The sequence below is a fragment of the Acidobacteriota bacterium genome (genome assembly GCA_040752915.1).
In the GTDB taxonomy this organism is placed as follows: domain Bacteria; phylum Acidobacteriota; class UBA4820; order UBA4820; family DSQY01; genus JBFLVU01.
The window spans coordinates 21396-48112 of sequence record JBFMHB010000001.1 but is presented as its reverse complement, the minus strand read 5'-3'; the positions used below and the strand labels follow the sequence as shown (position 1 = coordinate 48112).

Below are 26717 nucleotides of genomic sequence, written 5' to 3'. Positions count from 1 at the left end.
CCACTCCGGTGGGCGAGTATACCATGCCGGGGGCCCGGCACCACTCGCGTTTCGCACCTCCGAGACGGCAGGGGATCGGGCGAGTTGCGAAGCCGGGCCCCCGAGGGGCATCGGGCTCCTGGGAGGTCCGGCGCCGGGCGCGCCACAGGAGGCCTTAGTCCGAGATGAGGCTGAAGAGGAGGCTGAGAAGCCCGGCGACCAGAGCCGAGGCGGGCAGAGTGAGGAGCCAGGCCCCGACGATCTGCTTGACCACGTTCCAGCGGACCCCTTTAAGGGACTGGCACGAGCCGACGCCCATGATGGAGGAGGAGATCACGTGGGTCGTGGAAACCGGGGCTCCGAGGCCCGAGGCGAGGAAGATGACTGCCGCGCCGGAGGTCTCCGCGGCGAACCCGTGGATGGGCTGAAGGGTCATGACCTTGCGCCCCACCGTCTTGATGATGCGCCAGCCGCCCGCGGCCGTGCCGAGCGCCATGGCGGCCCCGCAAGCCAGAACCACCCACATGGGAACGTGGAAATCGGGTAGGAGGCCCCCGCTGGCCAGGGCCATCGTGATGATGCCCATGGTCTTTTGCGCGTCGTTGGAGCCGTGGGAGAGCGCCATGGACGAGGCCGAAACCACCTGGAAGACCTTGAAATAACGGTTGAGCCGCCCCGGCTGGGCCCTCCGGAAGGCCCAGAGGAGGCTGGTCATGAAGAGGGTTCCCACGACAAACCCGAGCAGGGGGGAGAGGAGAAGCGCCAGACCCACCAGTTTGAGGCCCGAGAGATGAAAGACCGAGAAGCCGTTCTGGGCCACGACGGCCCCGATGATTCCCCCGATGAGGGCGTGGGACGAGGAGGAGGGGAGCCCCTTCCACCACGTGTACAGGTTCCACCCGATGGCGCCGAGCAGGCCGGCGAGGACCGCCGAGGTCGTCACCGCGTGGGGATCTACGATCCCTTTTCCGATGGTCGTGGCGACGGACTTGCTGAGGAGAGCCCCGAGAAAGTTCAGCCCCGCCGCCAGGAGGATGGCGCGGGGAATGGAGAGGGCCCCCGTCAAGACGGTCGTAGCGATGGCGTTTGCGGTGTCGTGGAACCCGTTGATGTAATCGAAGATCAGTGCGGCGACGACCACCACGCCGACCAGCCAGAGCGAGCTAGCCATTTTTCACGACGATGGTTTCGATGATGTTGGCGATGTCCTCGCACCGGTCCATGGTCGATTCCAGACGGCCGTAGATTTCCTTGAGCTTGATGAGTTCGATGGGGTCCATGCCGTCCTCGAAGAGCCGGCTGATGGCCTTCCGGCTGATATCGTCCCCCAGGTTCTCCAGGCGCTTGATCTCCTTGCAGAAGGACCAGAGGTGGTCCAGCCGCCGGAGGTTGTGAACGGCCTCGGCGATCTGCTCCGATGCCTTCAGGATGAGTTCCCCGAACTGCTTCATTTCCGGGGTGATCTCCTTGATCTTGAAGAGCTGGAGCCGGATGGCGATGGCCTCGGTGTAATCGAGAATGTCGTCGAGGCCCGAAGTGAGGGCGTGGATGTCTTCCCGGTCGATGGGGGTCACAAAGGAGCGGTTCAGGGCCTCGATGATGCGGTGGGTCTGATGGTCTCCCTCCAGTTCCACCGCCTTGATGGCCCGGGTCTTGGTCTCGACGTCCGTGTAGTCCTCGAGGAGGTCGTGGAATTGGCGCGCGCCTTTGAGGACGACCTTGGCGGACTCGTCGAACATGTCGAAGAAGCGCTCTTCGCGGGGCACGAGGCTGAATCGCATGGTTCCCCTTCCCAAACTGTGCGGCGTGACCGGGAGACGGCCCCCGACCGGTAAGTAAGGCCGAATTTTACCAGAACGACACCCGGCCGTCAAACCCTCGAAACATCGGCTCCGAGGGCCGCCTGAAGGGCCTTGAGGTCCCCTTCCGAGGCCTGAACCGTCACCTGGACGCCCTCGGGACGGTACGTGGTGCGGAGGATCCGGGCGCTCGCGAGGGCGGCCTGGGCGCCCGGCCAGGCCTCGTGGGGAATCAGGAGAACCGCCCCCCCGAGGATCTCCGTGAAGGCGCGGGCCATCCGGGCCTTCAGTTCTTCCAACCCCTCGCCGGTGAGGGCCGAAACGGGGATGGAGTCGGGGAAAAGGGAAGCCGCCCGCTCGAGAACGGGGCGGGGGGCGCGGTCGGTCTTGTTGAACAGCGTGAGGGTGGGAATCTCCCCGAGGTTCAAGTCGGCCAGGACGGAGAGGGCCGTGCGCGCCTGCTCCTCGAAGCTGGGGTGGCTCACGTCCACAACGTGGAGGAGCAGATCCGCCTGAGCGGCCTGCTCGAGGGTCGAACGGAAGGAGGCCACGAGATGGTGGGGCAGCTTCCGAACGAGCCCCACCGTGTCGGACAGCAGAATCTCCTGGGTGAACCCTTCCAGGTGCAGGCTCCGATACGTGGTATCCAGGGTGGAGAAGAGGCGGTTCTCCACGACCACGTCCGCGGAAGCGAGCCGGTTCATGAGCGAGGACTTGCCAACGTTGGTGTATCCGACGAGGGCCGCTTCCAGGGAGCGCCGGCGCCGCCGTCGCTGGGTTCGGCGGTGGGAGGCGATGCGCTCCAGCTCGCCCTTGAGGTGGCGGATGCGGGTTCGTATGACCCGCCGGTCCGTTTCGAGCTGGGTCTCCCCGACGCCCCGAGTCCCGATGCCGCCGGCCTGCCGGGACAGGTGGGTCCACGCGCGGGTGAGCCGGGGCAGGAGATAGGTGTACTGGGCCAGCTCCACCTGGGTCATGGCCTCCCGGGTGCGCGCCCGCCGGGCGAAGATGTCCAGGATCACCCCCGTCCTGTCCGTGATCCGGGTCCCCAAAGCCTTCTCCAGATTCCTGGCCTGAGCCGGCGTCAGGTCGTCATCGAAGACGACGAGATCCAAAGCGTCTTCCTTGCACCGCTGGGCGAGTTCCTCCACCTTCCCCTTGCCGATGCAGGTGGCCGGGTCGAGGCGATCGCGATCCTGGGCGACCCGAAGAACGACCGTTCCGCCCGCCGTGTCCACGAGGGCCGCGAGTTCATCGAGGTGCTCTTCCACCCGGTTCAGGGGAACGGACGGAAGCGCCACCCCCACCAGGACCACGCGCTCTCGGGCCATTGCCTCGCCGCCTCCCGCTCCACCTTAGCACAGGGAGCGCCTGGCCGCCGCGCCCTTGTACCCCAAGGCGGCGCGTGGTAAGTTCCCCGTATGAGATACCGACGGATGGCTTCGGTGGTCGTGGCGGTCGCGGCGTCTTTTGCCTGGATCGCGGCCCTTACCGCGGACGCGGCGCGGGACGCCCGGCGGGCGCGCCTCATCACGCTGGAAATTCTCCTGGCGGAAAAGCGCGCCTTGGTGACCCAGTCATGGGCCCGGCTGGCCGAGATCGAGACGCAGATCCAGGAGTGGACGACGGCCGATTCACAGGTCCTCCAGAACCCCGATTCTCGGGGCGCCGATCAGGCCCAGGCGCTTCTGAAGAATGCCGAAAAGCGGGAGATGGCCGAGAGAGAGCGGTACCTGGTCCTGCGGCAGATCGCGGGATGGTACAACGAGATGGCCCTGATGAGGCAGGAAGCCGAGCGCACACGCGCCGAGCTTCAGGAGGACCTGCAGGTCCTGGACGGCCGCTGGGCCCTTTCCATGCTCCCCATGGGGATCAAGGGAGACGTGATCCTCACACAGAACGGGACCCTGGTCACGGGCGACTACCGCTTCGAGAACGGGCAGGCGGGAAGCGTGCAGGGGACCTTTGTGAACAACATCCTCGTCCTCGAGCGAATCGACGCCCGGTACGGTCGGATGGGCCGCCTCGAAGGGACGCTCTCTCGGGATCGCCAATCGGTGAAGGGATCGTGGTACAGTTACGACGTTACCTCCGGGCAGCCGCTGACGGGAGCGTTCGCCCTGGAACGACCCGGGGAGGAAGGGGGGTCATGAAGATCGTCAAGAAGGCGCTGGACAACAGCGTCATCATTCTGGACATCACGGGGGAGATCAGCCTGGGGGAATCGGCCGAGCACCTGAGCGACGAACTGGCGCGCCTGCTCGCCGAACCCTCCGTGGAGTGCGTGGTCCTCAACATGGAGAACATCAACTACATGGACTCCACCGGGCTGGGGGAGCTGGTGGGGTATCTCACGCGTTTCGCGGACACGGGCAAGCGCCTCAAACTCGTGAGGCCCAGCCAGACGATCGTCAAACTGCTTGAACTCACGCGCCTGAACGAGGTTTTCAAGGCCTACGCCTCCGAAGAGCAGGCCCTGGAAGAAGCGTTGAGCTGACCGTCGTGCCGGGGGCCTGAGATGGCGCTCTACGATCCTTCCCTCCGTGAACTCACGGTAAAAATCGTCTATTGCGGTCCGGGACTCAGCGGCAAGACCTCCAACCTGAACTACCTCTACGAAAACCTGGAGGAGGGGAGCCGCGGGCGGCTCATCAGCGTCCCCAGCGAAGCGGACCGCACTCTGTTCTTCGATTTCCTCCCGCTGGAAATCGGGAAGGTGAAGGAGGTGCGCGTCCGGCTCCAGCTCTATACCGTTCCGGGGCAGGTCTTCTACGAAGAGACGCGCAGGAAGGTCATCCGCGGCGCCGACGGCATCGTCTTCGTGGCCGACAGCCAGCGGAGCATGGCCGAGGCCAATCTCCAGTCCAGGCGTCAATTGGAAGAACACCTCGCCTCGCACGGCCTGGACCCCGCCGAAGTGCCCTGCGTCCTCCAGTACAACAAGCGCGATCTCAAGGACCTCCTCTCGCTGGAGGAAATGGACCGAGACCTGAACCCGGACAACCGGCCGTTTTTCGAGGCCGTCGCGAAGGAGGGCGTGGGCGTCGAGGACACCTTCAAAGCGGTGTGCGCGCTCGTGCTCAGGCGGCTGTTCTCCCGCCCCATGGAGTCCTACATCCAGCAGGTCCTTCCGGCGGCGGACATGCTGTTCCCCGACAGCCCCGAGCTGCTTGCCGAAGCGGACGCGACGGATCCCCTGGCGCTCGCGCTTCCTCCTGCGGAGAGGCGGGAGGATTCGGCCGAGATCCTCTTCGTGGACGAGAAAGGTGAGGCCTCCCCGCTCGTGGACGGGGGCTGGGGGGATCTGCCTCCCGCCGGCGAAGCGGTCGAACTGGAGGAGGTCCTGGAGCCGCCGGGTTTCGAGGCTCCGCCCGCTCTCGGAAAGAACGAGCCAGAAAAGGCCCCAGGCGTTCCTTCCGGCGTCCGTTTGGTGGTCGGGGAGCCTCTCACGCTTGCTGTGGAAATCGGTGGGGAGGCGTACCTCCTGCGGCTGGTCCTGGAGCCCCTCAGGCGTCCCGGTCCGTGAGGAAAAACGGGTCCCGCTGCTGAAAGGCGTAGCGCCGCAGGTTCGCCCCGGACAAGTCCCCCCGGTCGTAGGCCTCGTACAGGGCGGCCCCCACCGAGTAGCCCACCTGCCTGGATACGGCGAAGACCGTCTCCAAATCCGATTTCAGGATCGGTTCGATTTCCTCCCGAGACCAGCGCCCCGATCGCTTCCGGATTTCCCAGAATCGCAGGGCGGATTCGTAGGCCGCCTCCTGGCCTGCGAGCTTCTTCTTCTGCTTGCCGCTCGCGGCGGCCCGGATCTTGGCAAGGCGGTCGCGCATCTCGTCCCAGGAAGGGGTGTGGCGGTTGGGATTGATGAGGCGCGAGGCCAGGAATCCGCACGCGAAATAGTGGACCCGGTCCAGGAAGTCGCGAAGCGATTGCCCCGTGGCCAGTTCACACCGCATGAGGTAGTGCATCGCCTCTTCCACGGTGCGGTTCAGGTCCATCATGGGGACGTAGATGGTCTGCCCCTTCGGGGTATAGATGGAGTACCCCTCCCGGACCAGCCGAGCGAAGTACAGTCCGGGCGGCCTTCTGAAGTATGAATCATTCAAGAACTCAAGGGACTTGAACGTGAATACCTGATAATCATCATCGGGTTTGTTGCGCAAACCGAAGAGGTCGTGGAGGGCTCGGATGTATCTTTGAACCGTATCCGCAAGTTCGACCTCGCCGTCCGGGTCCACCCCCGCGCTGCAAAAGCCGTACAACGCGAGAAGCGCCTCCCCCCCATGCTCCAGCCAGGTGAGATACGTCTGCATTTTGACCGTGGGAGGAGTGTTGTTGAAAAGAAACCGGTCCCGGCCGAGGGAGAACCAGCCGGTGGGTTCCTGGTTGCGCTTCAGCCTCCGCATGTAAATGGACTCGCTGTTTTGGAGGAGCACGAGAGGCGCGATGCCCAGGGCGGCCAGGGCGCGGGGGAGGTGGGGGGAGGCCAGGTGCAGATCGCCCACGAGCACGAGCAGAGGCTGATCGGGGTAGCGTGCGCAAAGGTGGCGGATCCGGTAGGCCATGAACCGGTCCCGCTCCGAAAGGGAACCGTCCTTGTTGAGCCCGTGGATGGCCAGGCGGTGCTTCCGGGCGTGCTCGAAGATCGGGCGGTAGTGATGAAAATTGAAGCCCCAATTCTCGAAGTACCGGATGCTCTCTAGAAAGTCCGTTTCTTCGAGGGCCCCTCTCGTGAAGCGCAGGAGCGGGACGTCCTGATGGGCATGGGCCATTTCCAGGGCGAGGATGGGGCGCGTCTTGCGGAGGGAGAGGTCTTCCAGAAGATGCACGTAGCTCTTCTGCGCGTGCTCCAGCGTGTGGAAATCTCCCACGAGGGTTACCCAACGGCGTCCGGCCTGGGAGACGAATTCCTGCCGCTCGATGGGCGTAGCCCGGGCGGTCTTCAGCTCTCGTTTGTAATGGGCGTAGTAGTCCTGGATCTCATCGTCTTCCGGGCCAATCACCTCCCGGATGCGGCGCTTGATGGAGGTGAGAAGGTACCGGGTGAATCGATACCCCGAGGTCTGATAACGCATAAAACCCCTCCCCGGGTTGTTCATGAAGTGTACCACACCCCTTCTTCCTGCTCCAGGGAGGAAGAGTTGACAGGGCCTTGAGTGAAGTGGTACCTTTATGACTTAAATGTGGAGTCATTTACTCCACAAAGGAGGCGGGCACCATGCAGTTGAGCAAGGGCTTCGATTACGCCGTACGGAGCCTCGTTCACCTGGGCCGGCTTCCCGAGGGAGCCTCGGCCGAACTACGAGCCATCTCCCTGAGCCAGAAGGTGCCCCTCTCGTACCTGGCCAAGGTCATGCGCAATCTGGTTCGGGCCGGCCTGGTCTCCTCCACACTCGGCCGAGAAGGAGGGTACCGTCTTCGGCTTCCTCCAAACGAAATCACGCTGATGATGGTGTACGAGGCCATGGAAGGCCGGATGCGCCTTGTGGCGTGCATGGACGGGGCCAAGGATTGCGCCTTCTTGACGAAGTGCGCCCAGGCCGCCGTATGGACGCGTCTTCGAAAGGCCGTGGAGGACATTTTCGTCGAGACGACCCTCCGCGACCTCGTCACCGATTCCCCCCATTCGAACGGATCCGATCCCGTATCTCCAGAGGAGGGGCGATATGCCCGAGCTGGCGCTTGAGGTGCGCGACCTGCGCGCCGCGGTCGAAGACAAGGAGATTCTGAAGGGGCTCAACCTGGCCATCCCCAAGGGGGAGGTCCACGTCATCATGGGGCCCAACGGAAGCGGAAAGAGCACCCTGGCCCACACGCTCATGGGCCATCCCCGGTACACCGTTCTGGGCGGCGAGGTGTATCTCTTCGGGGATTCACTCCTGACCATGAAGGTCCACGAGCGGTCCAGGAACGGCCTTTTCCTGGCTTACCAGCATCCCGTGGAGGTCCCGGGGGTCACCTTCGCCCACTTCCTCTGGAACGCCCACCAGGCCAGACAGCAGGATGTCGGAAACAACGGCGGCCCGCCGAAGAAGGATCCGAAGGCCGTGGTGGCCTTCCGGAAGAGGATGACGGCTTCCTTGGAGGGGCTGAAGATGTCCCCCGAGTTCGCCCAGCGCCATCTGAACGTGGGGGCCTCGGGAGGGGAGAAGAAACGCCTGGAGATTTCCCAAATGCAGCTCCTGAACCCGCGGATGGTCATCATGGACGAGATCGATTCGGGCCTGGACATCGACTCCACGAAAGTGGTCGCCCAGGCCATCAATGGAATGAAGGGGCCGGAGTTTTCAGCCCTCATCATCACCCACTATCCCCGGATTCTGGACTACCTGAATCCGGACCGCGTCCACGTGATGGCCGGCGGCCGGGTTCTGTGTTCCAGGGGCATCGAACTCGCCCGGGAACTGGAGCAGAAGGGATACGACTGGATCCTCAAGGAGTACAACGCCAACTGAGTTCCCTCTCAAGGAGGGTCCGATGAACGAAAGAGCACAGAGCGCGCTGGATCTGGACCAGGGGCGCTTCGATTTCCGGGACCCGGAGGTGGCGGTCTACCGGTCCGCCAAGGGCCTGACGCGGGAGACGGTCCTCGACATCTCCCGGCACAAGAACGAGCCCAAGTGGATGACCGACATCCGCCTCCACGCCTTCGACGTGTTTCTCAGGAAACCCATGCCCGCCTGGGGCGGTGACCTGTCGGACATGGATTTCGACGCGTACACCTACTACATCAAGCCAACCGACAAGCGGGAGGACGCCTGGGAGGACGTTCCGGAAAACATCCGGAAGACCTTCGACCGGCTCGGGATTCCCGAAGCGGAAAAGAAGTTCCTGGCCGGCGTGGGCGCGCAATACGAGTCCGAGATGGTCTACCACTCGATCCAGGAGGATTTGGCCAAGAAGGGCGTGATCTTCCTGGATACGGAGTCGGGCCTTCGCGAGCACCCGGAGCTTTTCCGACAGTACTTCGCGACCCTGGTTCCCCCGGAGGATAACAAGTTCGCGGCGCTCAACACGGCCTGCTGGTCCGGCGGGTCCTTTATCTACGTGCCCAAGGGCGTTCAACTCGACGTGCCTCTCCAGGCCTACTTTCGCATCAACTCCCAGAACATGGGCCAGTTCGAGAGGACCATCATCATCGCCGACGAAGGGGCCCGACTGCACTACATCGAGGGATGCACCGCCCCTCAGTACAGCTCCAAGTCGCTCCACACGGGGGTCATCGAGATCTTCGTGCACCGGAACGCGCAGATGCGCTACACCACGATTCAGAACTGGGCGCACAATATCTACAACCTGGTGACCCAGCGGTCCATCGCCCACGAGGGGGCCACCATGGAGTGGGTGGACGGGAACATGGGCTCCAAACTCACCATGAAGTATCCCTCCATCTACCTGGTCGGAGAGGGCGCCACCGGCAACATCCTCTCCGTGGCCTTCGCCGCCGACGGCCAGCACCAGGACGCGGGCGCCAAGATCATCCACAAGGCCCCCAACACCTCCTCGACGATCACCAGCAAATCCATCAGCCGGGGATCGGGGCGGACGAGCTACCGGGGCCTGCTCAAAGTCGCCAAGGGCGCCGTGGGTGTAAAGGCCAGCGTGAAATGCGACGCCCTCATGCTCAACGAGGAAAGCCGATCGGATACCTATCCGACCATGGAGATCGGCGAGGATAGGGTCACCATCGCCCACGAGGCCACGGTGGGCAAGATCAGCGACGACCAGATCTTCTATCTGATGTCCCGGGGTCTCTCCGAGTCCGATGCCATGGCCATGATCGTGCAGGGATTCATCGCCCCCTTCGCCAAGGAGCTCCCGATGGAGTACGCCATCGAACTCAACAGGCTGATCCAGCTCGAGATGGAAGGATCCGTCGGATGAGCGGCGCGCCCAAGAGAGGGGATTGGGCGGGCGGAACGGAGGCGCTGGCCAGGCTGGTCGGTTCCGCCGGAACCGCCGGGGGAATCTTGGACCGGCGGAACGAGCACGCCAGGGCTTTTGCCCAGGGGCTGCCGGCCTTCGGAAAGTACTCGCGCCTGCGCCTGGACTGGGCCTCCCTTCCTCAGAGGCCCGCGCGCTTCGAGCCCGCCTCCCTTCCCGTCGGGGGGGCACAGGAAGACCCGCGCGTTGCATCCCTGGCCGACGCCGTCCGTAAGCGGCCGGAGATCCTCGACGAGCTGGCCTCCCCGAGGGGCCCCTGGGACCACCTGCTGCTGGCGGGATGGCAGGAGGGAGCCTTGGTTCGTTTTCCCCGTATCGGGGGAGCGGCCGGGCCTGCTGTCCTGACCCTCGGAAACCCGGGGGGCCTGGTCCTGGAGCCTCTCCTCTTCGACGTGGAGGAGGGGGCGGAGGCGGGGTTGGTGGTCCACTGGAGACCGGATTCTGGGGAGCCGTCCTTCCGCCTGAGCCACCTCGCCGGCCGCGTCGGGCCGGGCGCCCGGCTGAAGGTTTTCCTTCTCCAAGAAGGCGGAAACGTTCACCACTATCTGTCGGGCTCCGTCCAGGTGGGGCGGAATGCCGAAGTGGAGTTCTTCTCCGCCTGGATGGGCGGCAAGTGGACCGTGGTCCGGCTCCAGAGCGACCTTTCCGAGGCCGGCGGCTCCTGGACCGAGAGCCACCTCTCCTTCGGCGCGGGCGTTTCGCATTTGGACCTGGACAGCCAGGTGCGGCTCGCCTCCCACCACGGACGGAGCGACGTGGCGGTCCGGGCCGTCGGGACCGAAGCCTCGCGCACGGTGTTCACGGGCAACATCCTCATGGAGAAGGAGGCCCACCATTCGGAGGCCGTCCTGTCGGACCACGTTCTTCTCCTCTCGCCCCAGGCCCACGCCGATTCCATTCCGGGACTCGAGATCAAGGCCCTGGAGGTGAAGGCCGCCCACGCGGCGAGCGTGGGGCAGGTGGACGAAGAGCAGATCTTTTACCTCCAGAGCCGCGGCCTGGATCCCGTGGCGGCCCGCCGAATTCTCGTGGTGGGCTTTCTGGAGAGTCTCTTTGAGCGCAGTCCCTATCCCTGGGCCCGGGAAGTGCTGGACGAGATCCTGGAGAGGAGGGTGGGCCTCGGATGATGGAAAAACCGGCCAATCCCAACGAGTTACTGGACGTGGATCCCCTCATGATGGACGTCCTCCTGGACCACTATCGCCATCCCCACAACTTCGGGACGGTGGAGGGGGCGACGGTCTCCCATTCGGAGGGGAACCCCTCGTGCGGGGACCAGATCGAAATGTCCCTGAAAATAGAGGGAGATATCGTTAAAGAAATCAAGTTCCACGGCAAGGGCTGCATCATCAGCCAGGCGGCCGCCTCCATCCTGACCGACATGGTGAAGGGTGAACCGGTGGAGCGCATCCGCGCCATGACCCGGGAAGAGATGCTGGAGAACATCGGGATTCCCATCGGTCCCATGCGCCTCAAGTGCGCCCTCCTGGCTTTAAAGGTCCTCAAGGTGGGCGTCTACGGGCACGCGGCGGGGAGCGAGGACGAGGACGATTGAGCGCCGCATCCAGGGCGCGCCTCAGAACCCGGACACGATTTCAGGGAGCGTTTCATGGCGGAGTGGGTGAAGGTCATGGAGTTGGAAGCAATCCCGCCGGAAGGGGGCTACGCCCTCGCGGGAGAGGAAGAAATCCTTTTGGTCCGCGACGGCCAGCAGGTCTTCGCGATCGGGTACCTCTGCAGCCATCAGGACATGGAACTGGAAGGGGGGGCCCGGGAAGGGGGCACCTGGGTGTGTCCGCACCACGGGGCCCGCTTCGACCTGCGGACGGGTGAGGCGGTGTCCATGCCCGCCGTGGATCCCGTCCCCGTTTTCCCCACTCGGGTAGAGGACGGTTGGGTGTACGTCCGCCTAGGAGGTAAGCCGTGAACACGGCCCAAGCCCTTCCCTCGGGAAACGCCTTGAACGTGAACGCCGTGCGGCGCGACTTTCCCATCCTGGAGCGGCGCATTCACGACCGGCCCCTGGTCTACTTCGACAACGCGGCCACCACCCAGCGTCCGCGCCAGGTCGTGGAAGCCATGTCGCGCTTTTTCTATGAGTCCAACGCCAACATCCACAGGGCGATCCACACCCTCGGCTACGAGTCCACCGTGGCCTACGAAGAGGCCCACAAGAAGGTGGCCCGCTTCATTCACGCCAAGTCCTGGCGGGAGATCGTCTTCGTGCGGAACGCCACCGAGGCCTTGAACCTGGTGGCCATGGCGTGGGGGCAGGGGACACTCCGGCCCGGGGACGAGGTGGTGGTCTCGCTGATGGAGCACCACAGCAACATCGTTCCCTGGCAGATGGTGCGGGACCGCCTGGGCGTCACACTGAAGTTCATCCCCGTCACGCCGGAAGGCGTCCTGGATCTGGAAGCCGCCCGCCGCCTCATCACGCCCAGAACGCGCCTCGTCGGCGTGGTTCACGCCAGCAACGTTCTGGGCGTCATCAACCCCGTGGACGAAATCCGATCCATGGCCCGGGAAGCGGGGGCCCTGTTTCTTCTGGACGGAGCCCAGTCCGTACCCCACATGCCCATTGATGTGCAGGCCCTGGACTGCGACTTCTTCGTGGCCTCGGGCCACAAGATGCTCGGACCTACGGGCATCGGCTTCTTGTATGCGCGGAAGGCGCTTCTTCACGACATGCCCCCGTTCCTGACAGGCGGGGATATGATCGCCACCGTGACGCCCGAAGGGTCCACCTGGAACGAACTTCCCTGGAAGTACGAGGCGGGTACCAGCGCCGTCGCCGAGGGCGTCGGCCTCGGTGCCGCCGTGGACTACCTCTCGGCTCTGGGCATGGATAAGGTTTACTCATATGAGAAAGATTTGGGAGACTATGCCTTGTCCCGCCTGCAGGAAATTGATGGCCTTCTCCTCTACGGCCACCGGCAGGGGAATCATCTGGCCGTCTTTTCCTTCAACCTTCCCGAGGCCCACCCGCACGACGCCGCCAATCTGCTGGACCGGTACGGCATCGCCGTCCGCTCCGGCCACCACTGCGCCCAGCCGCTCATGGCCTTCCTCGGCATGGACAATACCCTCCGCGCCTCTTTGTACCTGTACAACACCCGTGAGGAGGTGGACCGGCTCGTCGAGGCCATCGGTGAGATTCGTAAACTCTTCGGCCGGGTCGGCTAGGCACCTTGTTACCCTTGCCCACAACCCGCATCTCTTGTAGCCTGGAAAGGGGACGCGCGATGACGGTCGATCGGGTACTTCGTGGAATTGGCGGGTTTTTCGTGGTGCTTTCGGTGGTTCTGGGGTTTCTGGTCCACCCCGGATTTTATGCCTTCACGGCTTTCGTGGGACTCAACCTGCTCCAATCATCCTTTACAAACTGGTGCCCCATGGTGTGGGTTCTTCGGAAGGCGGGGCTGAATTGAGCGGAAAAGAGCTGCTTCTTTTTGGGATCCTTCTCGGCGGGTGGTTCTTGCTGAACCGTTACCTGTTGCCGAAAATGGGCGTAAGCACCTGAATGTCCACATCGTGTGGGGCCGGGTCCGGTCCCCAGGAGAGAACAAGGAGGTCCGCGGATGGCCGGAAACGTGATTGAAGTGGGGGATGCGAATTTTCAACAAGAGGTCCTGGATTCGGCCATGCCGGTCCTGGTGGATTTCTGGGCGCCCTGGTGCGGCCCTTGCCGAATGGTGGCTCCAGTGGTGGAGGAGCTCTCGCGTGAAATGTCGGATAAGGTGAAGTTCACCAAGCTCAACGTGGACGATAACCAGATGACCGCCGCACGGTACGGGATCATGGCCATCCCGTCCCTGCTGATCTTCAAAGGGGGACAGGTGGCGCAACAGCACGTGGGCGCACTGTCCAAGGCCGCACTGAAGGGGCTTCTGGAGAAGTCCGTCTGAGAAGGCGATTCTCTCACACAGGAAGGTGCTTGCGATGCCTATCTTCGAGTATCACTGCAAGCAATGCGGAATAACGTTCGAGAAGATCGTATTCAATCGTGAGGCACCGAAGCCTCCGTGCCCCAGCTGCGCGAACCCTGAACCCGAGAAGCTCATTTCCGCGCCGGGGTCCGTGGGCGTGGCCGCCTCCGGCGGAGTGCCCTGCGGATCTCCCGGAAAGGCTGCCGCTTGCGGGGCTGGGGGCTTCCGCTGAGCAGGGTGAAATCGGGCGCCGTGAGCGCCCTCCGGATGGCAGACGAAACGAGGGAATCCCTGGCGGATTCCCTCGTTGCTTTTTAGGGGCGCTCGGCTTGCCCGCGGAGGGCTCGCGCCCTATATAAGAGCCTAGAAGACCAAAGAGCGGGGCACACAAAGGAGGCGAGCCATGACCAGGACACCGATCCGCAAGGAGACGGGCGCACGGGAAGCCAGCCGCCATGGAATCTTGACCGTCCCGCGGTCCACGGACGAATGGCAGGAGTGGGCGGACCTCCAGGGCGCTCCGGATGTGATCGATGATGGGATCGAAGCCGTCGCCGGCGACGAGCCGCGCACCGGAGCCCTCCGAGAGGCCGAGCCGCGGGACGATGAGGCCAGCACGGGGAAGGGCTGAACCCGCTCCCGGGAGGGTCATTACGTCTGATAAGATATATTATGTTAAATATTGGCGCAGAGTGTAGGGCCGCTGGGAGCAACTGAGACATTCTTGCCACGGCGGGCCTCCGTCGAGTACCCTACACACTGCGTCCTTGGATGCGTACCGGCGCGCGGTTGCCCAGCAGGGACCGCCGGATCGTTCGTGCGGTTGCGGGAGCGAGGTGGAACCTTTGGATCGCCTGATGGTTGCGAGCGTCGACTTCCCCGCGGACGAGGCGGGTCGTGCCGAGCTGCTTTTTTGTATCGCCTGGGAATTCCTGCGTCTTCACGGAGCATCCGCAGAGCACGCCGGCTTGGTGCAGACCTTTTTGGAGCCACGTAGGCAGGGGGCGACCTCGGCCGCGGACGTCGTGGAGTGTGTCGAACTCGCCCCGGCGGACACGGGCCTTGGCCTGCGGCATCCTTCGGAGGATGCCTCGAGCGTCCTGCGCCTGGAGGAGTGCCGTTCCCAACCTATCCCCTAGCCCGCTTTCCTGCCCATTGGAATCCAGTCAAATTCGCCGGCGCCGTCTCCTCTCCTCCGCCCAGCTCCGCCCTGACTGCTTGCACCCGACCTCTCGGCCCTCGGCCCGGGCCTGGTATTGGGAGCGTACGCCGATCTTGTGAACAGGACGCCTTCGTCGTCCCTTGAACTTGAGGGGGGCGGGCAAAAGGACGGCCGCCGTGGCTAGGCTGGACCACGCTTTCGTGAATACCATTACATGCCAATGCACTACATGTACATATTTCATACACCACATGACCTTACAACTCCGACAGTGTGACCCTCCCCGGGGACCGATTCATCCAGGAGGATCCCCACTTCCAACGAGGCGAATGCAACCCTACACATGAATTGCTACGATAAAACGAGCTATGGAATCAGGAGAATCGTCACTTGAGGCCGCGTCTCGCGTCCGGTTGGGAGGGCGGAACGAAGACTGGATGTCACTCCTCCAAGCCGCTCGGGTTTCCACCCGTGGGCGTGGGGTGGCAAGAACGCGGGCCGGGCGCACCCAACCGGCCTTCCGGCCGACGACTTGAGGCCCTGAGGCGACCTCCGATCGCCCCCCACTCTTCCTTGAGAGCGAACGTAAAGAATCGCTCTAGAACAGTCTGCAATGTAATGTTATTGTGCGGTTGGGCGCCTGGAAACACTCAAGGACGGGCGGCCTCGGCCATCTGGAGGAGGAGGGCCACCAGGGCCCGGACGCCGCGTCGAAGGTCCGCGAGAGAAGACGGGATCAGGTGCCCTGGCGCGAGGGCCAGCCGGCGATCCGGATCGGACCAGACAGCGCCGGATTCGAGTTCCAGACAGCCGGGCCGTTCGGGGTCCGGCTCAAAGAGGGCGTTCAGCACGAACTCGCCGAGGGAAAGGGCGCCTACGGCGCCTCCTCCGGCGTGGAGGGACCGGATGAAATCGCCGACCTCGGGGGGCACGCGGGGGGGTTCGGGAGCCCCGAAATTCGAAAGGAGGTTCTTGACGGCGCCCTGACCGCCCGGAATCACGAGGGCGTCGAGAAGCGTTGGGGCCAGGTCTTTGAGGAAATACACCTTGCCGATCGCGAGGCGGGCGGATTCCTGGGCTAGCCTGCGGGATTGGCCCATGAGTTCATCCCCGGAGGTGTGGTCCACCACGTGCATCTGAGTCAGGTCAGCCACCACGGGAACGGCCTCATGACCCAAATCCTCTATGGCCTCGAAGACGAAGACGGTTTCGAACGGGTCGGTCCCGTCCAGGGCGCCGCACCCGGCGAGAAGGACGCCCACGCGGCGCTTCATGCGCCCTCCTCGAGGGCCTGGAGAGCCGCCGGAACCAGGGCGTCCACGGCCTCCTGCAAGGGGAGGTCGAGGCGGACGCCGGCGGCGTTGGGGTGGCCTCCCCCTCCCCAGCGGGAGACGAATCGATCGATGGGAAAGGCCCCTCGAGAGCGGCAGGACACCTTGGTGGACGAGGGGCCCAGCTCCTTGAAGTAGAAACCGGCGGAGACGCCGTCGATGAGGAGGGTGTAGTTCACGAGGTCGTCCGCGTCCTCGAAGGATGCGCCCGTCTCCCGAAGCATTTGTTGCGTGACCTGGATCCACGCCACGCGGCCCTTGGGCGAGACCCGTAGCGTGCTGAGAATCTCCCCGGTCAGGCGGAGGCGAAGGGCGCTCATCCGTTCATAGAGCTCCGTGTAGACGCGCTGCGGATCCACGCCGGCCTCCAGAAGCGCCGCCACGAGCCGATGGGTTCCGGGAGTCACGCCCGGGTACCGAAAGCCCCCCGTATCCGTGTGGATGGCCACGTACAGAGGCTCGGCCAGGTCGCGGGTCAGGGGTATCCCCAGGTCCTCCAGGATCCTGGCCGTGACCTCCCCCGTCGCGCAGGCGTTCGGATCGAGGAGGTAGCGAACCCCCTCCACGCGCTCCATCCGGTGATGATCCACGACGAGGATTCCGTCGCTCCCGCGAGCCAGGTTCAGCATGCCGCCCAATCGGTCGAAGGCGCCCATGTCGAGCACGACGGTGAGGGCCCCCGCAAAGTAGCGTTCCGGATCGCGCAGGTCCTTCAGGATCCGGATCTCCTTTGGGTGCCGAAGGAGAAAGTGGAGATTGGCAGGGAGGGGCGTCGGGTTGATGACGGCGACGTCGCACCCCAGGGACCAGAGTCCGCGGGCGAGAGCGAGCTCGCTTCCCACCCCGTCGCCGTCGGAGGAGATGTGGGTGGTCAGGACGAACTTCCGGTGGCTTCTGAGCAGGTCGACCTCGCCGGCGAAACGGTGCATGCGGGCTCCTCGGGTGACGCATCAGGATACCCGAGAGTTCCTTCCTTCACAAGGTGGACGGGCCATTCAGAGTCGGGATGAGAGGAGCCTGCTAACCGATGTGCCGGGTCAGGAGCGCCTGCAGTTCCGATAATTCGAGGGGCTTGAGCAGGTAATCGTCCACGTGGAAGACCTTGAGCGCCTCCACGCGGTACTTGGCGGCTGTGTAAATGCTCGTCATCACGGCCACCCGAATGTGGCGCGTCTCGGGGTCATCCTTGAGCCGCCGGGCCATTTCGCGGCCATCCATCTTGGGCATGAGCGCGTCCGTGATGACGAGGTCGGGCTTGAAGGACTTGGCCAGTTCGAGGCCCTCGAGTCCGTTTCGACCCATGATGACATTGTAGCCGAGCCGCTCCACGGCCATGACGGCCATGCGTCGGACCTCGGGGTCGTCTTCCACGACGAGTACCAGGGGGTGCAGGTCGTTTCCGGACCTGGGCTTCTGGACGGGCGTCGTCTCCTCGGAAAGGACGGCGAGACGGCGTTTCCACAGCTCCTGGGGGGCCCTGGACCAGAAGGCCTGCTTGTAGGGACGCGGCGCTTTGCAGAAGCACCGGAGGCAGTGGGGACAGATGAGGGAGCGGGAAGCCACCACGCACGAACACCAGGCGCTCTCCAGGGCGTTGAAGGGATTGCTGCACGTGGCGCAATTGACGGTGTAGTCGTCCAAGGGCCCTCTTTTCTTGCCCCGCCCGGGACCGATGGGTTTGAGCCTCGTTGCCGCTGATGCGAATCTACTTCACCGGCGCCTCCAGGGCAAGCCCCCAGCGCTTCACCCTCGCGGCCGGCGGATGGCGCGACCCGCCTCCCGGATGGCGGCCCACGCCGATTCGACGTGCCGGAGTTCGGTGCGGGTCTGCCCGACGCTCAGGCGGAGCGTGAGGGCGCCGCCCACCTTCGTGTGCGTCAGGTACAGACTCCCTTCCCCGTTGACTCGATCCAGGATGGCCTGGTTGGCCTCGTCCCCTCCGCGGTGGCGGAAGCAGACGAGGTTCAGGGGGGGCTCCACGACGAGCTCGAAATCCTCCGACTCCCGTACCCAGCCGGCGAAGCGGCGGGCCAGGTCCACGTGGTGGCGTACCAGGGTTCGCAGACCCTCCACACCGTAGTGGCGGATGACGAACCATAGCTTCAGCGCCCGAAATCTGCGCCCCAGGGGTACCTGCCAGTCCCGGTAATCGAGGACCGCCCCGGATTCCGTGGCCTGATTGCGGAGGTATTCGGGCAGGATCGACAGCGAGTGGATCAGAGCCGCCCGGTCGGCGACGAAGAAGCAGTCGCAGTCGAAGTTCGTGAAGAGCCATTTGTGGGGGTTGAAGCAGTAACTGTCGGCGTATTCGATCCCCTGGAGGTGGATCCGGAACTCGGGGCAGATGGCCGCCGATCCCGACATGGCCCCATCCACGTGGAGCCACAGGCCCTCCGATCGGCACACCTCGCCCACGGCGGCCAGGGGATCCATGGCGTTGGTGGAGGTGGTTCCCACCGTCGCCGTGACAAAGAAGGGCCGCAGGCCGGCCGCACGGTCCGCGCGTACGGCCTCCCGAAGGGCGCAGGGATCCAGCCTCAGCGCACCATCGGTGGGAAGAAGCCGGTGGTTCTCCCTTCCGATGCCCGCGATCCCGGCCGCCTTGTGCAGGGACGAGTGCGCCTCCGTTGACGCGTAGGCCGTCAGGCGGCCGTCGCACCCCGATCGATTGGAGGCGCCGCCGGTGGCCTTCTCCCTAGCCGCGACCATGGCGCAGAGGGCGGCGCTGGAGGCCGAGTCCTGAAGGACTCCCCCGCCCGCTCCGGTGGACCGGAACGTCTCGGGCAGGCCGGTCATCTCGGCCATCCAGTCCAAGACATGGGTTTCCAGTTCGGTGCAGGCAGGGCTCGTGGACCAGAGCATCCCCTGGACGCCCAATCCAGCCGATACCAGTTCTCCGAGGACGGAGGGCCCGGAGGTGTTGGCCGGGAAATAGGCGAAGAAGTTCGGCGACTGCCAGTGGGTGATCCCTGGAAGGATGATGGAGTCCAGGTCCGAGAGAACCGACTCGAAGTCCTCACCCAGTGAAGGAGGGTGGGCGGGGAGACGCCGCCGGATCTCGCCGGGGCTAACCTGGGACAGGACGGGGAGCGTCTCCACGCGGTCCCAGTAGTCCGCCACCCAATCCACGAGGGCATGGCCGTGCCTTCGAAACTCTTCCGCCGTCATGTGAAGATCTCTTGGCTCTTTCATCAGCGAACCTTCCCCGGAGAGGGCTCAACGGCGAACACCCACCAGGAGCCCGTCCCCTGTACCGATGCAGACGGTATCAAACCGCTGACGGCTTTCCTCATGGAGGCGGCGAACGGATTCCGCCTCCCCACCGGCCTCCATCAGCCGGCCGAAGAAGAAGGCGTTGTCGGCGATGAGGAGCCCGCCCGGCCGGATGTGCGCGGCCGCCCAGGCTCCATAGGCGGCGTAGTTCCCCTTGTCGGCATCCAGAAAGACGGCGTCGAAGGGCCCGTGGCTCTCCAGCTTGGGCAGGACGCTCAGGGCCTCCCCCTGAAGGACCGTGACCCGGTCCGAGAGGCCGGCGGCCTCGAGGTTCGCCCGGGCGGCCCGCGCGTGGCGGCCGGACACCTCCACAGACCATAGGCGGCCGCCGGGTGGGAGCGCTCTGGCCATCCATATGGCGGAGTAGCCGGCCAGGGTGCCCACCTCCACGACCTTGGAGGCGCCCACGAGCCTCAGGAGGAGATGAATCAGCCGCCCCTCCGACGGGGCCACATGGATGGAGGGGAGCCCTTCGCGCTCCGGAGTGGAGAAGGCCCTCTCCAGGGCCTCGTCGTGGGGGGCGTGCAAACTCGAGACGTAATTCAGGATCTCGTCCGTGAGGTACGAGACGCCCGCGCGGGACCGGTCGTCGGCCATTCCGCCGGTCCTCCGTCAGCGCCGCTCGGGCGGAGTCATCCGCTTGAGGGTCCACGCTCCGAGGCGGACGATGGTTCTCCTCGGAAGGGCACGCCCCAGCAGGGCCACGGCCTTGTTGTGGGCGCCCGTGACGATGGAGGCCTTCCGGCCCAGGGAGCGCAAGGCCGCCGCCACAACGCCTGGCGCCTTCATGGAATACCCTCCGCCCGCGGACCCGGACACGGACCCAAATTCCGTGCGAGTGGAGCCCGGATTCAACACCAGGACATCCACCTTCGAATCCTTCCACTCGTGGTGGAGGGCTTCGCCGAGCAGGAGATCGAAGCCCTTCGTAGCCCCGTACAGGGCCATGTAGGGCGTGGCCTGGAATCCGGCCAGGGAAGCCACCACGATCATGCCTCCCCTGCCCCTGGCCCGGAGCCGTCGGCCGAACCGGTGCGCCAGTTCGGTGACGGTCAGGCAGTTGAGCCGGATCATCTCTGTCAGGCGTTCGAGGTCCTGGTCCAGGAATCGCCCCATGGCGCCGAACCCCGCGTTGTTCACCAGAAGCCCCACGTCCAGGTCCTCGGTGGCCCGGTCCAGGGCCTCGGGCGCCCCAGGGGCCGCCAGGTCCAGGGGGAGGATCTTGACCTGAACGCCCGTGGAGTCGCGGAGGGTCCGCGCGAGGGATACCAGGCGATCCTCTCGCCGCGCCGTGAGGAAGAGGTTCATTCCCTGTTCGGCGAGCTGGAGCGCGAACTGCTCGCCCAGGCCAGCCGAAGCTCCCGTGACGACCGCCCAGGGTCCGTACTTATGAAGGTCCATGCCGCCTCCCGGATGGAGGCTCCATCGTATCGCAGTCCGTAAGTGAGCGCGAGAAGGGACGTGCCCGATCAGGCAGGAGGCGCCAACCCCCTGGCCACCTCCATGGCCGCCTGATACACGATTTCGATGGCCGCCCCCGTGCCCAGGCGTCCCGTATCCAAGGACAGGTGGTACTGGGTGAGGTCCAGCCACGGGAGACCGGCCGCCGCCCGGATGAAGCGCTCTCGATCCCGGTCGGACTGCAGAATGAGATCGCGCGCCTCGTCGGCGCTGGCGAGGTGGTAGATCTTCTGGATGCGACGGATGCGGTGGGCGAGGGGGGCGTGGAGAAAGACCGTCAGCAGTCCGGGCTGCCCTTTGAGAACTGCGAAGCCGGCTCTGCCGACGATCACAACCGGACCACGGGCGGCGGCCTCCCGCATGATCTCGCGTTCCGTATCAAAAAGGTTCATGTCGTCCAGGGTGACGGGCGGCGGGGCGTAAGGAGATTCGGGTGTCCCGAATGCATAGGCCATGCGGGTGCGCTCCCAAAACGTGAGGTGTCGCTCGTCGAAGCACTCGAGGGCCTCCGGGTCCCGCTTGAGCCGCCGCGCGGCTTCGAGGAGGATCTCCCGGTCCAGGTACCGGCAGCCCAGGCGCATAGCCAACCTTCGGCCGACGAAGCTCCCGCCAGCCCCCATCTGGCGGGCCAGGGTGACGACCAAATAGGAACGACCGGCCTCGCTCATGGTCCGCCTCCCGGCGCGTCTCCACCTTTCCTGCGCCCCCGGAATCTGAGAGGAATATAGTCCGCCACGCGCCGGATGACACGTCGGCCTTTCGATTCGCTCGAGGCGGATTTATACTGCGCCTCCGTCCCGCGGACGGGAATGAAGGAGGGCGCGATCCATGAAGGACCGAATCGTCGTGGTGACGGGCGCGAGCGCGGGCATCGGAGCGGCGTGCGCGAGGGCGTTCGCACGCGTGGGGGCGCGGGTCATCCTGACGGCCCGGCGCGAGGATCGCCTTCGAGACCTCGCCGCCGAGTTGCTCCGGGAGCACGGAACCCCCACCCTCGCCCTCGCTCTGGACGTGCGGGACAAAGTCCGGGTGCAGGCCGTACTGGGCGGCCTTCCCCCCGGGTGGTCGGAGGTGGACGTCCTGGTCAACAACGCCGGCCTGGGAAGGGGGCTTGACCGACTCCATGAGGGCTCCCCCGACGAGTGGGACGAGATGGTGGATACCAACCTCAAGGGGCTCTTGTACGTGACCCGCGCGATCCTCCCCGGAATGGTGGCGCGGGGAGGCGGACACGTCATCCAGATCGGATCCGTGGCCGGCCGGGAGGTATACCCGGGCGGGAACGTATACTGCGCCACGAAGTTCGCCGTAAAGGCCCTTTCGAGGGCCATGAAGGTGGACCTCCTCGGCACCCCCGTGCGGGTTTCCACGGTGGACCCCGGAATGGTGGAGACGGACTTCTCGACGGTCCGCTTTCGAGGAGATCGGGAGCGCGCCGCCAAGGTCTACCAGGGCCTCAAGCCGCTCACGCCGGAAGACATCGCCGAAATCGTCGTTTGGGTGGCCTCCAGGCCGCAACACGTGGACATCACGGAACTGGTCGTGATGCCCACGGCCCAGTCTTCGGCCATGCTGGTCCACCGAGAACCGTAAGCTTCCGCGGCACGAGAATAGGGCGATTTAGCGGCCTTTTTCGTACCCCTTCAGCGCCACGACGCCCGCCCGATAGTCGAAGTACACGTCGAAAAGGTCAAGGACGTTTCGGCCGAGAATGCCGGAGCACTCCACCCCGCAGTCCGGGCAGAGGTCCGCCGCGTGGACCGTGGGCAGGTTGATGCGCGTGGATCCAAGGTTGAGGGCCACGTTGTCCGCGATTCCCGAGAGAATGATGCTGAAATGGCCCCTGGACTGCTGCGTGCCGTACTTCGAGGTCTGGAGGGTCACGCCCAAGTCGTCCAGACGCCTCTCCTCCAGGTAGGTGGCGATCACGTTGTTGGCCAGGAGGAGATACCGCATGGGCTTGTTCTGGATGCGCGTCTCAACGTACGGCTTCCCGTCCAGCCAGAGGGCGTTGAGGCGCGTCGCGCCGGCCCCCAGCACCTGGTCCGGCGGCGTGCCCGATTCCAGGAGTTCGAGTTTTCCGTGGCGGCGGTCGTAGTGGATCCCATACCCGCGGAAGAGCCAGAGGGGCAGAATCCCCCCTGTTTCCTTCCAGAACTCCGTCTTCTCGTCGATCATCAAGGCCGGAACGTCCTTGAAGGTCACGGGGCCGACCTGGATTTCCTTGAGGAGGAACCACTTCGAGGACACCGGGTGTTCCAGACCGGTGCCCGAGTACTCCCCCGGGGCCACGGGCTGAAGGCCCAGCTTCTTGACCACCCGGCTGGAGAGAAGGACCGTATCCATTCCCGAATCGAGCACCATCGGCTCCGACCGCTCCCCGTTGAGCCGGGCGTCCACCACGACCCGCGGGTGTGAGGAGAGGGTCCCCGCCCTTCCGCCTTCCTTGGAACTCGTATCCTTGCTCCCGGCGCCGTATCCCTGCTGGCCGCTGCTCGTGGAGACGCTCCCCTCCGCGGCGGGCGCCAGGGGGCTCGCCCCTCCGCTTCCGCCCCATTCGAGGGTGTTCGCTTCCACGCGCTCGGTTTTCTCCTTCAAGGCGATCTTCAAGGGCGCGCTTCCTTGAACGCTCGTGCGACAGAGGTCTCCGCCCGCGGCGGCCCTAAGCTTGAGCCAGGCCTGGATCCTCTCCGACCCCTCGGGTGCGGCGGCCTGGCTCTTCTGAGCCAGCGCGGCGTTCCCCTCGGGGCCCAGGTCCAATCCGACCCCCAGATTCAAGAGGGCCGGGCCGGCGCTTCCAGCCTTGGAGAGGCCCTCGAGGAAGAGAAGCCGGGCTTCCTCCTCCCGCCCCGAGGCCAGCAGGCCCCGGACGGACTCGCGGCAGGCCGCCTCCCCCCACTGAGGGTCCGCCAGGACCGGCTTCCAGAGGTCCAGCGCCTCCTGGACCCTGCCGAAGCGCATGGAGCAAATCCCCGCCCGATAGCGCAGGCCCGCATCGAGGGCCGCGTTGGAGAGCGAGAGCTGGCGGGCCTCCAGGGTTCGATCGAGGCCCAGGAGGGCGTCCACCTTCCCCATCAGGAGTTCCGGATCGGCTGGGGAGGAGGCGAGAGCGGCATCGGCGCGGGCCAGCGCCTCCGCATACTGGGTCTTGGCGAGCAAGATTCGCACCTCATCCTGGGGACGACCCTGGGCGAATAACCCCCCGGCGAGGGCGAAGGCCGCGAGCGCGGAGAAACCTTGGCGGATGGTACGGCAGGCGGTCATGGTCGCCTCCTGGACTGTGTCGAGATGGGGCGGCTCGGAGATCCGTGTGCCGGCCTGTCCGGCAGATCCCGACTTCAGGTACTATAGCTTTTACGTCCCGTCGGCTCAACGGTCCCTCCAGGGTCCATGGCTGGGAGCGCGGCGAGGGCCGCACGTTGGAGGACACATGCGGGTGAGGGTGGGGATCATCTTCGGGGGGAAGAGCGGGGAACACGAGGTGTCCATCCAATCGGCAAAGAACATCTTCGAGGCCCTCGACCGGGAGAAGTACGAGCCGATTCTCCTGGGGGTGGACAAGAAGGGCGTCTGGCACCTTGGATCGGATGCCGCCTTCATCCTGAACGACACGAACCCGAGGCTCATCGCCTTGAACGCTCTCGCTCCCGCGGTGTTGCCCGTGGACACGGGGGAAGGAGGACTGGCGCTGGTCTCGCGAGAGAACGGGTCGGGGCTGGCCAAGGTGGAGGTTTTCTTTCCCATCATGCACGGCACCTTCGGCGAGGACGGTTCCCTCCAGGGACTCCTCCGCCTTCTGGACGCGCCCTTCGTCGGTGCCAGCGTACTGGGTTCGGCCGTCGGAATGGACAAGGATGTGATGAAACGGCTGCTTCGGGATGCGGGACTCCCGATCCCGCGGTTCGAAACCGTCCGGGCTCACGAGGCCACCCCCGAGCGGCGGGCCGCCATTCTGGAGAGCCTGGGACTTCCCGTCTTCGTGAAGCCCTGCAACCTCGGCTCTTCCGTCGGCATCTCCAAGGTGAAACGTGCCGAGGATCTGGGCAGGGCCATGGAGGAGGCCTTCGGGTTCGATTCCAAGGTCATCGTCGAGGAGGCCGTTTTGGGGCGCGAGATCGAGTGCGCCGTCCTCGGCAACGAGAAGCCCGAGGCCTCCGTTCTCGGAGAGATCGTCCCCACCCACGAGTTCTACTCGTACGAGGCCAAGTACATCGACGAGAACGGGGCCCGCCTCGTGATTCCCGCGAATGTGCCTCAATGGATGTCCGATCGCATCCGCGGGCTGGCCTTGGAGGCCTTCAAGGTCCTCGAGTGCGCGGGCATGGCCCGGGTGGACTTCTTTCTCCGGGAGGACGGGACCGCGCTCATCAACGAGATCAACACACTGCCCGGTTTCACGCGGATCAGCATGTACCCGAAGCTCTGGGAAGCCTCGGGCCTTCCCTATCCCCGCCTACTGGACCGCCTGATCCAGCTCGCCCTCGATCGCCACCGAAAGGAAGGCCTCCTGCGCCGCGATTCGGGGCTGGGCATGTAAACGGGACAGAAGGTGAGTAGGTGAGTAAGTGAGTAGGTGAGTAGGTGAGTAAGTGAGTAGGTGAGTAAGTAAGGAAGGTGGACGGCCTCCCTAGTCCCCTTCTCCCCTAGGTGGCCTGTCCGCTGGTGCCCCCCTGTCCCCTCCCCCCATCCAGCCCTTCCAGCGGAAGAAGACAAGAAGCGCCACGGCGGTGACCCCCATGAGGCCGAGGGCGAAGGGGTACCCGAACTTCCAGCCCAGCTCCGGCATGTTGAGGGGGGAGGCGGACCTGTCAAAATTCATTCCGTAAAGACCCGCTATGAAGGACAAGGGAATGAAGATCGTGGAGATGATGGTCAGCACCTTCATGATCTCGTTCATCCGGTTGCTCAGACTCGACAGGTACAGGTCCGTCATTCCGAGCACCACTTCCCGAAAGGTCTCCACCACGTCGATGATCTGAATCACGTGGTCGTAGCAGTCCCGGAGGTAGACGCGCACTTCTTCGCCCAGAAAGGGGCTGGGTTCACGGTAAAGAATCGAGAGGGCGTCGCGAAGGGGCCAGACGCTGCGACGGGCCGCCAACAGGTCCCTCTTGGATTCATGGATCCGCGCTACGAGGGTTGGCGTCGGCTGGACCAGGAGATTCTCTTCCAAGGCGGCGAGCTTCTCCCAGTAACGCTCGAGGATGGGAAAACACCCGTCGATTACGGCATCCAGGAGGGCGTAGGCGAGGAAATCGGTGCCTTCCGAGCGGATGCGCCCGGCGCCCAACCGGATTCTCTCCCGCACGGGGTCGTCGGGGCCTTCCCCCCGCCTTTCCTGAAAAGAGACGACAAAGCCCTTTCCCAGGAATAGGCTCATCTGCTCCGATTCAAGGCGGTCGTTGAGGACGAGCGGCCGGACCACGACGTACACGCTGTCCGGATACTGCTCAACCTTGGGCCGCTGGTGGGTGTGGAGGACGTCCTCCAGGGCCAGTTGGTGAAGGTTGAAGAGCGAGCCCAGACGCCCGATAACCTGGGCGTCCCCCAGCCCCTCCACATGAACCCAGAGGGCGGGCCACTTCCCGATGTAGGCGGCCAGGGCCTCAGGGTCTTCGGTCTCGACCTCGCGGAACCCGTCGGGCCCGTATGCGACGATGTGAAGGAGCGGTTTGGGGGCGCTCGGGTCCGCCACCAGGGTGCCGGGCGGGGCTCCCGGCGGGGTCTGGCGGCGAATCATGGCCTTGTGGCGGCGCCGGGCTGCGTGACTCCTCTTCGACATGGCTCCTCCACATCCGGATGGATCCATTCTAGCGAAGAGCGCTCGTGGATTGCCACGGCC

Annotated in this window: 29 protein-coding genes; 16 read left to right on the top strand and 13 right to left on the bottom strand. The window is 64.9% G+C overall.

Annotated features, from left to right (window positions below; translation table 11 throughout):
* Positions 1-154 precede the first annotated feature (154 nt).
* From AB1824_00220 to hflX, 3 genes are all read right to left on the bottom strand, one after another.
* A complete protein-coding gene (locus AB1824_00220; GenBank protein MEW5763373.1) occupies positions 155-1150 on the bottom strand; it encodes an inorganic phosphate transporter in 996 nt (331 codons plus the stop codon).
* Positions 1143-1760, bottom strand: coding sequence for a DUF47 domain-containing protein (locus tag AB1824_00215; GenBank protein MEW5763372.1), 618 nt, complete (start codon positions 1758-1760; stop codon positions 1143-1145). The genes AB1824_00220 and AB1824_00215 overlap by 8 nt, the downstream gene beginning before the upstream one ends.
* A gap of 89 nt (positions 1761-1849) precedes the next feature.
* A complete protein-coding gene (gene hflX / locus AB1824_00210; GenBank protein MEW5763371.1) occupies positions 1850-3109 on the bottom strand; it encodes a GTPase HflX in 1260 nt (419 codons plus the stop codon).
* A 105-nt stretch (positions 3110-3214) separates the two neighbouring features.
* Here hflX and AB1824_00205 point away from each other — a divergent pair, with 105 nt between their 5' ends.
* Genes AB1824_00205 through AB1824_00195 form a run of 3 tightly spaced genes read left to right on the top strand, consistent with a single transcriptional unit; the run spans position 3215 to position 5304 of the window.
* Positions 3215-3931, top strand: coding sequence for a hypothetical protein (locus AB1824_00205; protein MEW5763370.1), 717 nt, complete (start codon positions 3215-3217; stop codon positions 3929-3931).
* Positions 3928-4275 (top strand): STAS domain-containing protein, encoded by a 348-nt coding sequence (locus tag AB1824_00200; GenBank protein ID MEW5763369.1) that lies wholly within the window; start codon positions 3928-3930, stop codon positions 4273-4275. Before AB1824_00205 ends, AB1824_00200 begins: the two co-directional genes overlap by 4 nt.
* Before the next feature lie 21 nt (positions 4276-4296).
* Positions 4297-5304 carry a GTPase domain-containing protein gene (locus AB1824_00195; GenBank protein ID MEW5763368.1) on the top strand — a complete coding sequence of 336 codons (1008 nt, stop codon included), beginning with the start codon at positions 4297-4299 and terminating at the stop codon, positions 5302-5304.
* Here the strand turns inward: AB1824_00195 and AB1824_00190 are convergent.
* Positions 5285-6850 (bottom strand): ChaN family lipoprotein, encoded by a 1566-nt coding sequence (locus AB1824_00190; protein MEW5763367.1) that lies wholly within the window; start codon positions 6848-6850, stop codon positions 5285-5287. The two genes, AB1824_00195 and AB1824_00190, sit on opposite strands and share 20 nt — an antisense overlap.
* Before the next feature lie 143 nt (positions 6851-6993).
* On the opposite strand from AB1824_00190, the gene AB1824_00185 reads away from it, so the two are divergent.
* From AB1824_00185 to AB1824_00135, 11 genes are all read left to right on the top strand, one after another.
* Entirely contained in the window at positions 6994-7461 is a 468-nt protein-coding gene (locus AB1824_00185) for an Rrf2 family transcriptional regulator (GenBank protein MEW5763366.1), read from the top strand.
* Positions 7442-8230 carry a Fe-S cluster assembly ATPase SufC gene (gene sufC / locus AB1824_00180; GenBank protein ID MEW5763365.1) on the top strand — a complete coding sequence of 263 codons (789 nt, stop codon included), beginning with the start codon at positions 7442-7444 and terminating at the stop codon, positions 8228-8230. The genes AB1824_00185 and sufC overlap by 20 nt, the downstream gene beginning before the upstream one ends.
* Positions 8231-8252: 22 nt before the next feature.
* Positions 8253-9659: a Fe-S cluster assembly protein SufB gene (sufB, locus tag AB1824_00175; GenBank protein ID MEW5763364.1), complete on the top strand. Its 1407-nt coding sequence runs from the start codon at positions 8253-8255 to the stop codon at positions 9657-9659.
* Positions 9656-10846, top strand: coding sequence for a SufD family Fe-S cluster assembly protein (locus AB1824_00170; GenBank protein ID MEW5763363.1), 1191 nt, complete (start codon positions 9656-9658; stop codon positions 10844-10846). The genes sufB and AB1824_00170 overlap by 4 nt, the downstream gene beginning before the upstream one ends.
* Positions 10843-11274 (top strand): Fe-S cluster assembly sulfur transfer protein SufU, encoded by a 432-nt coding sequence (gene sufU, locus AB1824_00165; GenBank protein MEW5763362.1) that lies wholly within the window; start codon positions 10843-10845, stop codon positions 11272-11274. The genes AB1824_00170 and sufU overlap by 4 nt, the downstream gene beginning before the upstream one ends.
* Positions 11275-11328: 54 nt before the next feature.
* Positions 11329-11646: a Rieske 2Fe-2S domain-containing protein gene (locus AB1824_00160; protein MEW5763361.1), complete on the top strand. Its 318-nt coding sequence runs from the start codon at positions 11329-11331 to the stop codon at positions 11644-11646.
* Positions 11647-11678: 32 nt separating this feature from the next.
* On the top strand, positions 11679-12905 hold the full coding sequence (locus AB1824_00155; protein MEW5763360.1) for a cysteine desulfurase: 1227 nt from the start codon (positions 11679-11681) through the stop codon (positions 12903-12905).
* A gap of 59 nt (positions 12906-12964) precedes the next feature.
* A complete protein-coding gene (locus AB1824_00150; protein ID MEW5763359.1) occupies positions 12965-13150 on the top strand; it encodes a DUF2892 domain-containing protein in 186 nt (61 codons plus the stop codon).
* A gap of 150 nt (positions 13151-13300) precedes the next feature.
* Positions 13301-13627, top strand: coding sequence for a thioredoxin (gene trxA / locus AB1824_00145; GenBank protein MEW5763358.1), 327 nt, complete (start codon positions 13301-13303; stop codon positions 13625-13627).
* Between the two features lie 34 nt (positions 13628-13661).
* Positions 13662-13880 carry a zinc ribbon domain-containing protein gene (locus AB1824_00140; GenBank protein ID MEW5763357.1) on the top strand — a complete coding sequence of 73 codons (219 nt, stop codon included), beginning with the start codon at positions 13662-13664 and terminating at the stop codon, positions 13878-13880.
* Positions 13881-14051: 171 nt separating this feature from the next.
* Positions 14052-14279, top strand: a complete 228-nt coding sequence (locus tag AB1824_00135) for a hypothetical protein (protein ID MEW5763356.1) — start codon at positions 14052-14054, stop codon at positions 14277-14279.
* Between the two features lie 1181 nt (positions 14280-15460).
* On the opposite strand, the gene AB1824_00130 is transcribed toward AB1824_00135, so the two are convergent.
* The 7 genes from AB1824_00130 to AB1824_00100 all read right to left on the bottom strand — a co-directional run bounded on the left by AB1824_00130 (position 15461) and on the right by AB1824_00100 (position 21543).
* Positions 15461-16084 (bottom strand): hypothetical protein, encoded by a 624-nt coding sequence (locus AB1824_00130; protein ID MEW5763355.1) that lies wholly within the window; start codon positions 16082-16084, stop codon positions 15461-15463.
* A complete protein-coding gene (locus AB1824_00125; GenBank protein ID MEW5763354.1) occupies positions 16081-17070 on the bottom strand; it encodes a bifunctional oligoribonuclease/PAP phosphatase NrnA in 990 nt (329 codons plus the stop codon). The genes AB1824_00130 and AB1824_00125 overlap by 4 nt, the downstream gene beginning before the upstream one ends.
* A gap of 91 nt (positions 17071-17161) precedes the next feature.
* Positions 17162-17782, bottom strand: coding sequence for a response regulator (locus tag AB1824_00120; GenBank protein ID MEW5763353.1), 621 nt, complete (start codon positions 17780-17782; stop codon positions 17162-17164).
* A gap of 102 nt (positions 17783-17884) precedes the next feature.
* Positions 17885-19333: a pyridoxal-dependent decarboxylase gene (locus AB1824_00115; protein ID MEW5763352.1), complete on the bottom strand. Its 1449-nt coding sequence runs from the start codon at positions 19331-19333 to the stop codon at positions 17885-17887.
* A 24-nt stretch (positions 19334-19357) separates the two neighbouring features.
* Positions 19358-20011: an O-methyltransferase gene (locus AB1824_00110; protein MEW5763351.1), complete on the bottom strand. Its 654-nt coding sequence runs from the start codon at positions 20009-20011 to the stop codon at positions 19358-19360.
* A gap of 15 nt (positions 20012-20026) precedes the next feature.
* Positions 20027-20815 carry an SDR family oxidoreductase gene (locus AB1824_00105; protein MEW5763350.1) on the bottom strand — a complete coding sequence of 263 codons (789 nt, stop codon included), beginning with the start codon at positions 20813-20815 and terminating at the stop codon, positions 20027-20029.
* 68 nt (positions 20816-20883) lie between these two features.
* On the bottom strand, positions 20884-21543 hold the full coding sequence (locus AB1824_00100; protein ID MEW5763349.1) for a cytidylate kinase-like family protein: 660 nt from the start codon (positions 21541-21543) through the stop codon (positions 20884-20886).
* A 160-nt stretch (positions 21544-21703) separates the two neighbouring features.
* Here AB1824_00100 and AB1824_00095 point away from each other — a divergent pair, with 160 nt between their 5' ends.
* Entirely contained in the window at positions 21704-22468 is a 765-nt protein-coding gene (locus AB1824_00095; GenBank protein MEW5763348.1) for an SDR family oxidoreductase, read from the top strand.
* Positions 22469-22495: 27 nt separating this feature from the next.
* Here AB1824_00095 and AB1824_00090 read toward each other — a convergent pair whose 3' ends face one another.
* A complete protein-coding gene (locus AB1824_00090; protein ID MEW5763347.1) occupies positions 22496-24139 on the bottom strand; it encodes an aspartyl protease family protein in 1644 nt (547 codons plus the stop codon).
* A gap of 166 nt (positions 24140-24305) precedes the next feature.
* On the opposite strand from AB1824_00090, the gene ddlA reads away from it, so the two are divergent.
* Entirely contained in the window at positions 24306-25412 is a 1107-nt protein-coding gene (gene ddlA, locus AB1824_00085) for a D-alanine--D-alanine ligase (protein ID MEW5763346.1), read from the top strand.
* Positions 25413-25502: 90 nt separating this feature from the next.
* On the opposite strand, the gene corA is transcribed toward ddlA, so the two are convergent.
* The gene (corA, locus tag AB1824_00080; GenBank protein MEW5763345.1) at positions 25503-26657 is read right to left on the bottom strand and encodes a magnesium/cobalt transporter CorA; all 1155 of its coding nucleotides are present in this window, start codon (positions 26655-26657) and stop codon (positions 25503-25505) included.
* Positions 26658-26717: the final 60 nt, after the last annotated feature.